General features: G+C 61.7%; 12 protein-coding genes and 1 pseudogene. 4 read left to right on the top strand and 9 right to left on the bottom strand.

Features of this window, described 5'->3' with window-relative positions; translation table 11 throughout:
• The 5 genes from FEF27_RS13405 to FEF27_RS12505 form a co-directional block, all read right to left on the bottom strand.
• Positions 1-302 (bottom strand): maltokinase N-terminal cap-like domain-containing protein (locus FEF27_RS13405; RefSeq protein ID WP_166430022.1); only part of this gene is annotated, 302 nt, incomplete at its 3' end.
• Positions 299-1,294 (bottom strand): 23S rRNA (guanosine(2251)-2'-O)-methyltransferase RlmB, encoded by a 996-nt coding sequence (gene rlmB, locus FEF27_RS12490; protein ID WP_138171214.1) that lies wholly within the window; start codon positions 1,292-1,294, stop codon positions 299-301. The genes FEF27_RS13405 and rlmB, both read right to left, overlap by 4 nt.
• 2 nt (positions 1,295-1,296) lie before the next feature.
• Positions 1,297-2,739 carry a cysteine--tRNA ligase gene (gene cysS / locus FEF27_RS12495; RefSeq protein WP_138171215.1) on the bottom strand — a complete coding sequence of 481 codons (1,443 nt, stop codon included), beginning with the start codon at positions 2,737-2,739 and terminating at the stop codon, positions 1,297-1,299.
• 41 nt (positions 2,740-2,780) lie between these two features.
• Complete coding sequence (gene ispD / locus FEF27_RS12500) at positions 2,781-4,106, bottom strand: 2-C-methyl-D-erythritol 4-phosphate cytidylyltransferase (protein ID WP_138171216.1); 1,326 nt, start codon at positions 4,104-4,106, stop codon at positions 2,781-2,783.
• 31 nt (positions 4,107-4,137) lie between these two features.
• Complete coding sequence (locus tag FEF27_RS12505) at positions 4,138-4,638, bottom strand: CarD family transcriptional regulator (RefSeq protein WP_138171217.1); 501 nt, start codon at positions 4,636-4,638, stop codon at positions 4,138-4,140.
• 190 nt (positions 4,639-4,828) lie between these two features.
• Here FEF27_RS12505 and FEF27_RS12510 point away from each other — a divergent pair, with 190 nt between their 5' ends.
• From FEF27_RS12510 to FEF27_RS12520, 4 genes and pseudogenes are all read left to right on the top strand, one after another.
• On the top strand, positions 4,829-5,392 hold the full coding sequence (locus FEF27_RS12510; protein WP_138171218.1) for a hypothetical protein: 564 nt from the start codon (positions 4,829-4,831) through the stop codon (positions 5,390-5,392).
• A 260-nt stretch (positions 5,393-5,652) separates the two neighbouring features.
• Positions 5,653-6,795 carry an ABC transporter ATP-binding protein gene (locus FEF27_RS12515; RefSeq protein WP_138171219.1) on the top strand — a complete coding sequence of 381 codons (1,143 nt, stop codon included), beginning with the start codon at positions 5,653-5,655 and terminating at the stop codon, positions 6,793-6,795.
• Positions 6,796-6,960: 165 nt separating this feature from the next.
• Positions 6,961-7,137 carry a hypothetical protein gene (locus FEF27_RS13410; protein WP_166430023.1) on the top strand — a complete coding sequence of 59 codons (177 nt, stop codon included), beginning with the start codon at positions 6,961-6,963 and terminating at the stop codon, positions 7,135-7,137.
• Positions 7,138-7,424: 287 nt separating this feature from the next.
• Positions 7,425-7,613, top strand: a pseudogene (locus FEF27_RS12520) (IS1634 family transposase); the annotation flags it as partial.
• A gap of 99 nt (positions 7,614-7,712) precedes the next feature.
• On the opposite strand, the gene FEF27_RS12525 reads toward FEF27_RS12520, so the two are convergent.
• The 4 genes from FEF27_RS12525 to FEF27_RS12535 all read right to left on the bottom strand — a co-directional run bounded on the left by FEF27_RS12525 (position 7,713) and on the right by FEF27_RS12535 (position 13,246).
• A complete protein-coding gene (locus FEF27_RS12525; RefSeq protein WP_138171221.1) occupies positions 7,713-9,017 on the bottom strand; it encodes an integrase core domain-containing protein in 1,305 nt (434 codons plus the stop codon).
• A gap of 365 nt (positions 9,018-9,382) precedes the next feature.
• A complete protein-coding gene (locus tag FEF27_RS12530) occupies positions 9,383-11,047 on the bottom strand; it encodes a DNA methyltransferase (RefSeq protein WP_243729238.1) in 1,665 nt (554 codons plus the stop codon).
• Positions 10,989-11,507, bottom strand: coding sequence for a restriction endonuclease subunit M (locus tag FEF27_RS13700; protein ID WP_243729239.1), 519 nt, complete (start codon positions 11,505-11,507; stop codon positions 10,989-10,991). Before FEF27_RS13700 ends, FEF27_RS12530 begins: the two co-directional genes overlap by 59 nt.
• A 1,508-nt stretch (positions 11,508-13,015) precedes the next feature.
• The gene (locus FEF27_RS12535) at positions 13,016-13,246 is read right to left on the bottom strand and encodes a hypothetical protein (RefSeq protein WP_138171222.1); all 231 of its coding nucleotides are present in this window, start codon (positions 13,244-13,246) and stop codon (positions 13,016-13,018) included.
• Positions 13,247-13,627 lie beyond the last annotated feature (381 nt).

Below are 13,627 nucleotides of genomic sequence, written 5' to 3' on the forward strand. Positions count from 1 at the left end.
CCGATAAAGGCAGCCTTGCCTGCCAGAGCGGAGGGTCTCGAGCGCAGCGCGATAGGCACGGAGACGTGCGCAGCAGGCTCCCGGGTGCCCTCAGTCCGAGCAACCTCAAAGAGGTGCAGCTCCAATACCAGCTGCGAGTCGGCATCACCTTCGGGAGTGGGCAGCCGCAGACCACCGACTCGTGTCAGGGCGGCTCGGCCTCTGGGCGGCGTGGGAAACCACGATTGGTTCGCCAACCAGTTGCCAAGAATGTCCAGGAAGCCGGGCTGCTCCTCCCCCCGGATGCGGGGATGATCGTTCACTGCTGCCGGACCCCCTGCCGGAGAGTGGAAACTTCATAGAGGCTGATGCCGACCGCCATAGAGGCATTGAGGGATTCGGTGGTGGCGGCAATGGGAATCGAGACGATGGCGTCGCAGGTCTCGCGCACCAGCCGAGACAGCCCACGGCCCTCCGAGCCGACAACCAGCAGCAGCGGTTGGTCCGCAAGGTTGAGATTCGGCAGGTTCATCTCGCCCTCGCCGTCGAGCCCAGCCACAAAGTAGCCCTGCTGCTGAGCCTCCTTGAGCGTCTGGGTCAGATTCTTCGCCTTGGCCACCGGGATGCGGGCTGCGGCCCCGGCAGAGGTCTTCCACACGGTGGCCGTGACCCCTGCGCTGCGCCGTTCTGGGATGACGACGCCGTCAGCACCGAAGGCAGCCGAGGCGCGCAGTATGGCGCCCAAGTTGCGCGGATCGGTAATGGAGTCACACGCCACCAGCAAAGGTGGGTGCCCGATGTGCCCCTTGGCGGAAGCCTCGATGAGGACCTCGGTGAGGTCGGTGGCGTCGGCGTAGTTGTAGGGTTCGAGCACCAGCGCGATTCCCTGATGAACGGCCTCTCCCGTCGCGGTGTCGAGCTGACGCCGGGTGACCTCCTTGACGCTGATACCCTGGGTCGCGCAGTGCTGGAGGGATTCTCTGACACGTCCGTCTGTATCGATATCACGAGCAATGAGCAGCTGTTTGGCCGGTACGTGTTCGGCCAATGCTTCCACCACAGAGTTCCTGCCGGCGACCACGTCATCGGCGCCGTATCCGGAGCCGGAGGTGCGTGCTCGATTGGAGGGGCGCTTGGCGGCGGCTCTGTCGGCCAGCTGCTTCTGCCGGTGAGCCTTGTGGTACACGCGATCCTCAGCCTTGGGGGTCGGGCCTTTGCCCTGGAGGCGCCGCTTGCCCTGGCCGCCTGTGCCCTTGGTAGGACCTTTGCGCTCTTTCCGCACTGCGGAGGTTTTGGGTCGGGAATCTCTTGGCATGGTCACCCTCCACTCTTGACGGACCACTGCGTACCCTGCGGGGTGTCCTCGATATGCACTCCTGCGGAAGCCAGCTGATCTCTGATGGCGTCGGCCCGAGCGAAGTCCTTGGCGGCCTTCGCCTCGGCACGGCTGCTGAGCATCTTCTCGACCAACTGACCGAGCGCGGCATCACCGGGTCCTCCTGCCGTCTGGGGTTCAGGCACCTCGCTGATACCCAGTATCCGGAGCATCTCAGCTGCTTGGCTCCCCAGCGCCTGGGCGGCGTCGTCGTCCTCATTGTCCAACGCGGTATTGCCCGCGCGCACCGTTTCATGCAGGACCGCCAGCGCCGCAGGCACATTCAGGTCATCATCCATGGCCTGCTGAAACGCTGGAGGGACCCCCTGACGTGAGTCCACTGTCGAATCAGGATGGGCGCGGGCAATGAACTGCTCAATACGCTCCAGAGCTGCTTCAGCTTCCTGGAGGGACCCGGGTTTGTACACCAGCTGGGACCGGTAGTGCGCCTGGCCCAAGAAGTAGCGGACGGCTTTGGGCCGCGCTTCGGCGAGCATCTCCTCCGGGGAGATGGTGTTGCCCAACGACTTCGACATCTTCTCGCCTTCGAAGGTGACCATGCCGTTGTGCAGCCAGAACTGGGCGAACCCGTGACCGGCGGCGGCAGACTGTGCGAGCTCGTTCTCGTGGTGGGGAAAGCGCAGGTCCAGACCCCCGCCGTGGATGTCGAAGTCTTCCCCGAGGTACTTGGTGGCCATAGCCGAGCACTCCAGATGCCACCCCGGGCGGCCTGGGCCCCAGGGGGAGTCCCAGGCTGCGGTTTCCGGCTCCCCGGACTTGTGTCCCTTCCACAGCGCGAAGTCGCGCGGGTCGCGCTTCCCGCGCGGATCGGCATCAGGGGCATCCTGCATCTGCTCGAGGTTCTGCCGGGTCAGCTCACCGTAGGCTGCCCAGGACCGGACGTCGAAATAGACATCGCCGGAGCCGTCCGTGGCCGGATAGGCATGTCCGGAATCGACTAGCCGCTGGATCAGCGCGTGCATCTCCGTGATGTGTCCCGTGGCCCGAGGTTCGTAGCGAGGCCGGAGGACCCCCAGCGCATCGTAAGCCTGGTGAAAGGCCTGCTCGAACCGATAGGCCAGCGCGAACCACGGCTCCTGCGCCGGATAGTCGGGACTGGGCTGGAAGTCTTCGGCAAAGGAGGCGGAGGATTTTTCAAGAATCTTGTCATCGATGTCGGTGACGTTCCGCACGCTTAAGACGTCGTACCCAGACGCCTCCAACCACCGAATGAGAATGTCGAACGCCACCGCTGACCGGACATGACCGACATGAGGGTTCCCCTGGACCGTGGCACCGCAGTAGTAGAGGGACACCTTCCCTGGTTCCAGGGGCTGGAAGTCGCGCACCTGCGCGGTTCTGGTGTCGTAGAGTCTCAGGGTCACGGGCCATACCTTACCGGCTCAGGGGCAGAAATCCGCTGTAGTCAGTACAGCACGGCGGTGGCTGTCGCCATGATTCCTTCACCGCGACCGGGGAAGCCGAGTCCGTCGGATGTCGTGGCCGAGACCGCCACGGGTGCACCGGCGGCACGGCTGAGCACCTGCTGGGCCTCCTCCCGCCGGGCGGCGAACTTGGGTCGGGCTGCGATGAACTGAACTGAGACGCTGCCGATCTGGTAGCCAGCACTTCTCACGATTCGCGCAGCCTCGGCCAGCAGTGCGGTGCCGCTGGCTCCCCGGTACTCGGCTCGGCTGGTACCGAGGGTGTCGGCGCCGAAGTGTGTTCCGAGGTCGCCCATCCCGGCTGCGGAGAACAATGCCGCGCAGGCGGCGTGGGCCACCGGATCGGCGTCGGAATGGCCGGCCAGTCCCCGTTCTCCCGGCCAGTGGAGTCCAGCCAGCCACAGTTCGGTGGCTTCCTCTGCGGCGGCGAAGGCATGAATATCGTGCCCGATGCCTACTCTCGGGACAGGCACAGCGTGGACCTCAGACCCTGCACCGGCAGCCTGTTCAGGCGCCGCACCATGATCGGTGCCGTTTTCGGCCAGCAGCGCGCGAGCAATGACGAGATCGGTGCTGGTGGTGATCTTCAGGGCATGGGGATGACCGCCCACCACCGCCACCTGCTCTCCCAGGTTCTCCACAATCACGGCCTCGTCGGTCAGCGCGGCAGACTCTTCAGGCGTCAGCTGCGCTGACCGGGAGTAGGCCCGCTCCAGCAGCTCCAGCGCAAAACCCTGAGGGGTCTGTGCTGCCTTGAGGTCTTCCCGCGGCACGGTCTGCCGGACATGCGCCGAGGGGCCGACACGCTTGATCGTGTCCGCCAGCGGCACCACCGGGACCACGCTCTGTGCGCCCGAATCCAGTGCCGTAAGCACGCGGTGAAAGACCTCTGGCGGTGTCAGCGCTCGGGCAGCATCATGGATCAGGACGTGCACCGCACCGGTCCAGGACTGCTGCTGGGCGTACTGCTGCACCGCGCGGACCCCGGCACTGACCGACTCGGTGCGCGTTTCCCCGCCGGACACCGTGCGGATATCGACTCCGCAGCGCTGAGCGGCGCGTGCGCCGGCTGCAGCCAGCTGGTGCTGCACCTGAGCATCGCCGGGGAGCACGAGCACTAGTACGTCCAGCTGCAGCGTCGCGGTGACAGCGTCCAAGGCATGCTCGAGCACTGTTCTGCCTGTCAGGGTGACCGCCGCTTTGGGTGTGCCCATGCCCAGGCGCGTCCCCGAGCCCGCCGCCACAATGATCAACGCCCGGCGACGTCCCGTGCCAGAGGGCACGGCGTCATCCGGGCGTTGTGTCATTTATGGAATTCTCGTTGCTCAGCGGCGTCGATCAGGCAGGGGCAGGTGCAGCGTCCCGGAGGACGTCGTCGAGCATGTTCTCTGCGTCCTGCTCCTCAAGGTCCTTAGCCAGACGCAGCTCCGAAACCAGGATGCGGCGGGCCTGGGAGAGCATGCGCTTCTCGCCGGCTGAGAGGCCTCGATCGTTTTCCCGCCGCCAGAGATCACGCACGACCTCGGCGAGCTTATGAATAGAGCCGGAGGCCAGCTTCTCCACATTGGCCTTGTACCGGCGTGACCAGTTGGTCGGCTCCTCAGTGTGCTCCGCCCTCAGCAGGCCGAACACCTTCTGCAGTCCCTCTTCATCCACTACGTCACGAACGCCCACCAGGTCGACGTTGTCAGCAGGGACTTTGATGGTCAGATCCCCTTCGGAGACCCGCAGAGTGAGGTACGTCTTTTCCTCGCCCTTGAAAGTTCGCATCTCCACCTCTTCAATGGTGGCTGCACCGTGGTGCGGGTAAACGACAGTCTCGCCGACTTCAAAATTCATGTAATTATTCCCCTTTCCCGTCGACAAGTTTATCACGCCAGGGGGTCACCGGCGTGTCGTGATGGCCTGTTCTGCCGGGAGTATTAGAGTTCGCCGCGCAATATTTCTTCTACACAAAGTAGAACTGCGACGCGATCGAGTAGTCTGGTCTCCATCGGTTCGCGCACCATCGTCTGAAGGAGTTCCCGCGGTGAAGTACACCTCCCCGGCCCGTCGTGCAGCTGCGGCAGCTGTGCTGGTCGGCGCTCTCGGCGCCACTGGCTGTTCAGCCATCAACTATCAGGCGACCACCCATGTGTACTCCGGCTCGGACGGAACCATGTTCGATGCTGAGGATGTAGCCCTGCGCCATATGGTGCTGGTCGCAGGCGAGGAAGGCGGCGCTGCGCGGCTGCTGGGCCTTGCTTCCCACACCAACTCCGCCGCTGCGGGGCCCGCGGAGGTCTCCCTTGAGGTCGCCGGAGACAGCTTTGACCTGACTCTGGAGCCGGGGGAGGCGGTCAACCTCGAGCATGACGAGGAGTTCATTGTCTCGGCGATCGACACCGGCCCCGGCTCCCTTCAGGAAGTGACTGTCGCAGTCGACGGCACCGAGGAGACCTTCAACGCCACTGTGGTGGACGGGACCTTGGAGGAGTACCGCGACCTCCTGCCCGACGGCTTTGACGCCACCGTGCTTGACCACCTTGAGCACGGCCCTGATACCTGGGGCGGAGGGGCCGCCCACTACGACGCCGACGGCGACGGGCACTAGACCCCAGCCGCACACCCCTGCCGAAGCCCCCTGCACTGAACAGCAGGGGGCTTCGCTGATTCTTGGGGCCGGCCCTTAGAACATCTGGGGACACGGTGGGCGTTCGGCTTCACAGATGGACTCCTCACGGATGGACTTAGGGGTCAAAGTGTGGTGTGATCTTGTTGCCCGTGTGAGACGCAACACACTTTCGGCTTGCCGGGCAGCACACCTTCACTACGGATCGTCGGGCACGTACCTGCCCGTGAAAGGGACCCACTATGGCCTCAGTGACCTATGACCAATCCAGCCGCATCTATACGCCAGGGGCGCGGCCAGCCATCAACCAATTGAACTTGGAGGTGGCCGACGGGGAATTTCTGGTCCTGGTGGGGCCCTCCGGCTGCGGCAAGTCCACCGCACTGCGAATGCTGGCGGGACTGGAAGAAGTCAATGAGGGCCGCATCCTCATTGGCGGCGAGGACGTCTCCCACGTCTCCCCCAAGGACAGGGATATTGCCATGGTTTTCCAAAACTATGCACTGTACCCCCACATGTCAGTGGCAGAGAATATGGGTTTCGCCCTCAAGATCGCCGGAGTCTCCAAAGACGAGCGCGCAAAACGCGTACGGGAGGCCGCGAAGATCCTGGATCTGGAGGCATACCTGGATCGGAAGCCGAAGGCGCTCTCGGGCGGGCAACGGCAGCGGGTGGCCATGGGCCGGGCGATTGTCCGCAGCCCCAAGGTCTTCCTCATGGATGAGCCGCTGTCCAACCTGGACGCGAAGCTGCGGGTCCAGACCCGAACCCAGATCGCGGCCCTGACCCGGGAGCTGAAGACCACCACGGTCTACGTCACCCACGATCAAGTGGAGGCCATGACCATGGGAGACCGTGTCTGCGTGCTGAAGGACGGGGTCCTGCAGCAGGTGGACAGTCCCCGCAACCTCTACGACTCTCCGGCCAACGTCTTCGTGGCCGGGTTCATCGGCTCACCGGCGATGAGCCTGTTCAAGGTCAAGGTGGAGGACGGTCAGGTGCTGCTGGGCAACGAGCGCCTCACCGTGCCAGGGGTGGACCTGCACAGCAAGTCCGAAGTCATTCTCGGAATACGCCCTGAGGACATGGAAGTCTCCAGCGATGCCAGCGGCATCAAGATGGTGGTCGACGTGCTTGAGGAACTCGGCGCCGATGCCTTCATCTACGGAACACCGCAGGACGTGCACACTTTCCAGCCGCTTATTGTGCGCGTGGGCGGCCGCCGACCTCCCGCCAAGGGCGAGACGGTCTACATCCACCCCCATCCTGACCATGTCCACCTGTTCGACGTGGAGACCGGGCTGCGGCTGAACGGAGAAATTCCGGAGAACACCCCGCACGCCACCCTCGACGACGTCGAGGCCCTGGCAGAGGCCGAGGACTAGGATGCCGCGCCGTCCGCGGCGTCATGACTCACCACCCAATAAAAGCTGATTAAAGCGGCGGAAAGTGGAGATCTCGACACTTTCCGCCGCTTTTTTAGTGGATTCACACTGCGTATCGTGCGTCTATACAGCAAACGTCCAGCGCCGCCCTCGTAGTGTGGAGCTATGGCTAGAAACGCACTCTCAATTGCTATTACGATTCTGCTCACAATCGTGTTCCTGTGGCTGGCGTGGTGGCTCCTGACGGAGATCATCAGCATCGTCGGCAGCGTGATCCTCTCGATCATCATTGTGGTGCTCGCGCTGTTTGTGCTGCGCGGAATCACGCGTGCAGCAGCCTAGCGAGATGACGTCAATAGCTTTCACATAGCACCCAAAGAAAGAAGGAGTATTCAAATGCGCGGTGGCGGAATTTACATCGGTGGCGGTCTTTTGACCATCATTGCGATCATCATCATTCTGGTCTGGATTCTCTGAGCTGACCTGACTTGGCTCATGGTCTCTGATTTTCGAGGTCGAGGGCCTGTGCTTCCTTGTGTTTCCGGGGGTGAGGGTTAGTGCGTACCGCACTAAGAATTANTCCGGGGGTGAGGGTTAGTGCGTACCGCACTAAGAATTATGCTGGTGGGATGCGGATTCGGCGGGTGAAGACAGCTTCAGGGGCCACCGCAGTCCAGATCGTGTCCTACCGTCATGGTCAACGCCATGTGATCGAACACCTCGGATCAGCCCATGATCCTGCAGCATTAGCGGCTCTGGAAACCGCTGGGCGGGAGAAGATCAATGCCAACCAACTGACCTTCGATCTTGAACTTGCTGAAGAAGGCCGCACTGATTCCACCAGGCCGGGCCGGAGCTGTGATGTCTCAGGAGAGCGGTAACACTTCTGCATCAGGACATCGGTAACAGTTGATGTATCAAGACATGGGTGACAGTCCTGGTGTGCGTCGGCGGGGAGCCGGTTTGCGTTGTCCTCGGTTGCTGATGTGGCCGGTGGTCTTTGGCGGCCAGGGGTGTTCGATGAGGACCTCGCCGTTGTTGTCGACGAAGATGATGGTCTCCTGGTCCCAGAGAACATGGACGTACTGGCGGGCAAGGGCGTTGCTGATTTGGTAGCGGATCCCTTTGACGTGGACCTGTCCGACTTTGTTGACCTTCCTGATCTCATCGCCGGCCCATCCGCTGTCCGGGCCTAGAGGCAGAGACTCCGGCCTTTCAACGACCGCAGCAGTAGCGGTAGCAGGTGCCTGGGGTTCTACTGGTGCCGGTGCTGGGCGTGGCGGGTCCACTACTGGTGTGGCGGCCCAGGCCGCGGCGGGAGTGATCCGGCCCGGTAGCCCTTGGTGGGGACGCTGGGTGTTGTAGATCAGGTCGAAGGCATCCACCTGCTGCTGCAGCTGGTCGATGCTGGCTGCCAGCGGCTGGGCGTCGAGGAAGCGGAACAGGGTCTGGTGGAACCGTTCGTTCTTGCCCTGGGTGGTGGGCTTTCCCGGCTTGCCGGTGATCGGCTCCACGCCGAGGCTGGTGAGGTAGGTGAATAGCTGCCCGACTGCTCCGCGGCGGGAGGGATTCAATGCTGCACCGTTATCGGTGAGCAGTTTTTGTGGGACCCCATGCTCATCGATGCCTTTCTGCACCACCGCCAGGGCCGCCTCGGCGGTTTCGCCGGTAGCGACGTGGGAAGCTACCGCGAGTCGGGAGTGGTCATCCTGGAGCTGGAAGATCACCGCCTTGCGCCCACCAGTGAGCACGTATTCGGCGGCATCGAGCTGCCAGCAGCAGTTCGGCGCCGGGTAGACAAACCGCCGGTACGCCGCCCGGGGCCGCTTCCGCGGCTGCACTTCGGCCACCCCGGCCTGACGGAAAATCCTGGCCAGCGAGGCCACCGCCGGCGGGGTCAGGCCCAGGGATCGCATCTTCTCGAACACACTGATCGGACCATGATCCAGCCCCGAGGACGCCAAGGCCGCCCGGACCTGCAGCGCCTGGTGTTTGAGCTGATCATCCAGCTTGGTGGGACTGGACTTCGGGCGACGAGAGCGCGGCTGAAGCGCCGCGGCTGCACCATGCTCCCGAGCCTGGTTCAGGATCTTGTAGAACGACTTCCTAGAGATCCCATGCTCCGCGCAGAAGCTGGACACCGAGCCCCGAGGAGCGTCATCGGGCCACTGCGAGATCGATAGGCGAATACGGGGATCAACAGGATCATTGGGCTTCGGCATCCACCCATCTGATCCCGAGAAGTGTCACCACCACGACCCTTGGAACTGTCACCGATGTCCTGATACAGAACCGTCACCGATCTCCTGAGACTTCACAAGGCCGGGCCGGAGCCGTTCAAGCCTAGTGCTGAAGGGCACCAGGTCACGGCTGCTGTGGGAGGTACTCGAATCCGCATATACGCGGATCTTTGGTGAAGCCGTCACCGATGAGGTCTTCACCCAGAAGATCGATAGGCGAATACGGGGATCAACAGGATCATTGGGCTTCGGCATCCACCCATCTGATCCCGAGAAGTGTCACCACCACGACCCTTGGAACTGTCACCGATGTCCTGATACAGAACCGTCACCGATCTCCTGAGACTTCACACGGTGCTTTCACAGTTGCGGAGATAGTCCTCATAGAGGCGTACAGTGTCAATCCCAGGAAGCTCATTCGCGATCTGCTGGTATCGCCCCTCGTCGTCTGTCACGATGTACGCGACTCGGATCTTCTCGGCTTCCTTGAGTGCTGCGATGAATCCAGAGGCCTTGTCCAGATCGTTGATGACGCCGTAACTATCGGCAACTTCCCACCCATCGTGGATCGTGTCAATCCGCCTTCCTACTGCGCCGGCTCGGAGCCAAAGCATCGGAGCGATCGCGGCAAACGCACGGCCCGTACTCACACGCCAAGGGGATTCATACGTGAGGGTAAAGAACGCTGCGTTCTCATCGAAACCCTCGGACATCGGGAACTCATCGACGAACTTGTAGTCACCCTTTATGGGTTCACCGTGTGGCGTTATTCCCGTAATCGCGGCGCGTATGCGTGGCTTAGTAACGTACTCGCAGATGCCAAGTTTCTCCCATTCCGGGTCGCCGGGGCGCAAGGTCTCCATACGAAGTCGGATCTGTTCCTCAGCAGAGACCTCGTTATTCGTCACAGAGATACACTGGCGAATCCCGCCATCCTGCTTATTCAAACGCATGACTGCGTGAGCAGTAGTGCCCGAGCCAGAGAAGAAATCTAGCACCACAGCATTGGGCTTTTCCTTGACAAAGAAGCGCAAAACGTCCTCGACTGCGTAGAGCGCCTTAGGGAAGGGAAACTTCCTCTTTGGCAGCAATCCGTTGAGGAGACCCGCACCGTTAGCACTGGCGTCATGGGACTTTCTGTGCCATACCGAGCGAGGTGTGGGCAGCGTCGTGACGCGCATCTGAGTCGGGTCTAGCACCCACGCGCCTTGTGCGTCCTTGCCGAGCGTGGCTACCTCGCCCTCTACGACCCTCTTAGCCTTGCCTGCCTTCATGTACTGAACGCGCCACTGGCCCGTCTTTTGGTTTCGACCAGCGACGCGGACGGTCCCTCGCTTTGTAGCGGCATTCAAACCCTGAGGGGAGAGTTGCCAGAAGCCTTCTGTACCGTCATCTTTGATCGGCCAAGCCACTTCCATGCCCTCCGGACTGACGTAAGAGTCTCGGGATTGAGAGAGCGCGAGTGCCTCGCCAGGGCCCACTATTTTGGGTACCGATGGGTCAATGATTATGGGGTAGAACTGCTTCGGACGCTGGGCTCGAATTACCCCAATCCCACGCCTGACCATGCCTTCCCAAAAGTCAGATTCTGCGATGTTCCGAGATGAATCCTGCGCGGCATCGAAGAGCATGTTGTCTGTGTTTCGCTGGACTCGGGCCGACCCGAAGAAGGTTACAAAGACGAACTCCTCGACACGCGAGAATCGGTCCGTGCGAGACGTTCCGCCCGGTTTGATCACGCTCGTGATCATCTGGGTCTCTGCCTCGGGGAACGTCTGCTCCAGGAGCAGTCCGAGTCGCAGGTACTCCTTTTCATCAATCGTGACGATGAGAACGGAGTCATCAGGGTTTAGCAGTTCCCGAGCGAGCTTCAGCCTGCGTTCCATAAATGCTAGCCATTTAGAGTGCCGGTAGAGGTCATCTCCCTCGACATAGTCGTTGTTGTACTTCCAGTCACGCGCGCCGGTGTTGTACGGAGGGGTCGATGTAGATCGCGTCCACGGAATTCTCATGCGTAAATGTCAGTTGCTCCAACACGTGGTAATTCTCGCCGTTTATGACGGTGTGGAACGGCTTCTCGCCGCCTCGCTGGACCGTGCCGTCCGGTCGGAGTCCTGGGTAGACCCTGTCGCGGAATTCTGCGACGAGGATCAGGTCGTCGAGATCGACAGTGGCGGTCTCGGTCTTCTCGCCGTTCGGCGTCGAAATCTCGGCGAACCCTCCGCTGACAGCATCGACTCGCCAGATGCGCTGGTCTCCGCGCGCAGTTGATCCTCTTGGGGGAAGGACTCGTACCTTGCTGCCTTTGCGGATCTTGTGCCCCGTCAGCTCAACTGCCTCAGGTGCATGTTTCTCGAAATTCAGACCGAACTGCAGGCGCCTCTGCAACGGCCGAATCTCGGCTTCAAGGTCCTCACCGAGCTGCGGGTCAAGCTGCTTGGCAGTGCGCAGAAGGTCCGATAGCCTCGACATTCTTTTCCTCACACTCAAACGGGCTGGGTCCATCTTCCTCCGCGAACCTGCGACGCGAACCCCCGCAGCGATCCTATCCCTGTACGTACTTGAGGGCGAAGCCCGCCCTTATGTTGCGCTCCGGCTCCTACCTTGTATACGTGATGAGTGACGTGCATTTGGGACCTAACCCCGACGTGACGGTAAACCCTGGCCGACTCTCCGCGGTCCTATAGAGGAGTAGTTTCGTTTTGGCAAGCGGCCATTCGGGACGGTGATGCTCCCTTTGTCTACTTCGGGACGGGCCATAAGCTCGGTGATGATCATGCGGACTGCGGTCACGATGTGATCATTTGTGCCAACTGGATTCTGAAGTTTCACCGTCCCCGGTGCAGTTTCGATAAGTCGGGTCGTGATGGTACTCAGCGCGAGTCTCCTGATCCTCGGGAAGCTCTAAGGCGCGGTCACGCAGCGCGGTGGCCAGGGGACGCGCCAGGTGTGTAAGGTGGTCGTTCTGGCTCCGAGGCGTTGAGCGCGTGCCCGCCCTGCAGAGCGAGGGATTCAAGCTTCACCCCCAAGTGTCATCGCGGCGGCGCGCTCACGGGTGAGTTCCGCCTCACTGCGTGGGTCCAGTCCTAGCGTCTGGCGATGCTTCGCTGCTAGCCGTTCGAAGTTTCGGAGCCAGTTCAATGTTGAACCCCTCGGTTCCCCCGTTTCGGGATGGAAGGTGCCGACCTGCTCCAAGTGGCGCATAACGAGCGTGGCTTGAGCTTCAGCTGTCGCCCAACCCGCCACCGCCTCAGGATATGCGGCGAGGTCCGGGCGCTTATTTAAGAGACCTACTGTCAGAAGTTCAGCTAGGGCTCCATAGACAAGAGGACTGCGAACCCCGTGGCCGAGAGTGACAGCGGGAGTCTGGGGAACGGAGGTCGTTTGCCGGGGCGGTGGCCGTCCGCGGCATTCTGGCGGGTCGAATCTGGTGTGGCGGTGTTCTCGGTGTTCATACATAGTTCCTTAGCTTCTCTGGCAACCCATCGAAGTCGACGTGGCATCAAGGGTGAAGGTTTGGTTGGACGTCGGTTAGTAGTTCCAAAGGTGGCGCGTTCACCCCTGGGAGGCTGAGGCTGGGCTTGAGGTTTAGTTCGGTGAGGATGGCACGCTTGGGGCGCCACGTAAGCCATTCAGGACCAAAGGCCTCCGTGCCAGGAGCCGCCCACATGCCGGAAGTAGGATCTCCAGTGGCGGCTACTGATGCCGACCACGTTTGCGCTTCTTGATGTAGAAACCCTCCCGCTCGCTTGAGGCTATGGAGACCGGACTTTGCCACGATTTCGGAGGCTCTGTGAGCTGTTTTGTGACACGGAACCGGTGAATGGCGTCTGACCAGCGCAAACACGGATTAAGCACTAGCTACTGGGCCTAGTATCCCGCCAATAGGCGCCGGCTGAACATGAATATGCCCCGTCCAACGTCGGATTACTGACGCTGGGCGGAGAGTTTTTGTGTGCCCTTCGGCCGTCACGGTCGCACTATGGTGCAAACTGTCCCGACTCGCATACTTCTTCTTCGATATATCCCTGGTCGCACATGTCTGCTACCGAGAGGGCATGGTCCGGGCTGGTCAGGCTGTAAACACCGGTGCCCTTTTCGGCCGGGTCAAGTGGCTGGGTGAAATTGATTTCGCCGTGGATCCCCGTTTCACAGCCGAGCTCTAGAGCTTTATCGAACTGATCAGAACGGCTGCCGTCTACCTCGTTCACTTCCTCATGGTAGGGGCATGGTTCAACCGATAGCGCGTCAGCGTGTGGGGCTGGCTTGATTTCTTCCTCATGCCAGCCGCGGTCATCGTCATATGTCCAGTGTGTGTGCTCCGAACCTTCGGAGTCGCCGTCTGGCTGCGCGTCGCTGCCCTGCTCTGGGCTGCCGCCTGCTGACTCTGGGCCTTCTGCGCTGGTGGTGGACGCTGGCGTCACTTCGGCGGCCGGTTCGCTGTCAGGGGCGCTGCACGCCGCCAGGCCGAGGGCTGCAATGGCTGCCGTGCTGGCGAAGATTCTGCGGGTGCTGATGGTGCTACTGCCTTCCGATGGTGTCTTAGCGTTCGGGCCACCCTACTAGGTGTAGTTCCCCGACACGTTGTGATC

Source organism: Nesterenkonia sphaerica, from assembly GCF_005771565.1.
Lineage (GTDB): Bacteria > Actinomycetota > Actinomycetes > Actinomycetales > Micrococcaceae > Nesterenkonia > Nesterenkonia sphaerica.

Coding starts and splice junctions, on each gene's coding strand:
- rlmB (WP_138171214.1), bottom strand. CDS start 1,294: ATGCCAAGAGATTCCCGACCCAAAACCTCCGCAGTGCGGAAAGAGCGC.
- ispD (WP_138171216.1), bottom strand. CDS start 4,106: ATGACACAACGCCCGGATGACGCCGTGCCCTCTGGCACGGGACGTCGC.
- FEF27_RS12505 (WP_138171217.1), bottom strand. CDS start 4,638: ATGAATTTTGAAGTCGGCGAGACTGTCGTTTACCCGCACCACGGTGCA.
- FEF27_RS12515 (WP_138171219.1), top strand. CDS start 5,653: ATGGCCTCAGTGACCTATGACCAATCCAGCCGCATCTATACGCCAGGG.
- FEF27_RS13410 (WP_166430023.1), top strand. CDS start 6,961: ATGGCTAGAAACGCACTCTCAATTGCTATTACGATTCTGCTCACAATC.
- FEF27_RS12525 (WP_138171221.1), bottom strand. CDS start 9,017: ATGCCGAAGCCCAATGATCCTGTTGATCCCCGTATTCGCCTATCGATC.
- FEF27_RS12530 (WP_243729238.1), bottom strand. CDS start 11,047: ATGAGAATTCCGTGGACGCGATCTACATCGACCCCTCCGTACAACACC.
- FEF27_RS13700 (WP_243729239.1), bottom strand. CDS start 11,507: ATGTCGAGGCTATCGGACCTTCTGCGCACTGCCAAGCAGCTTGACCCG.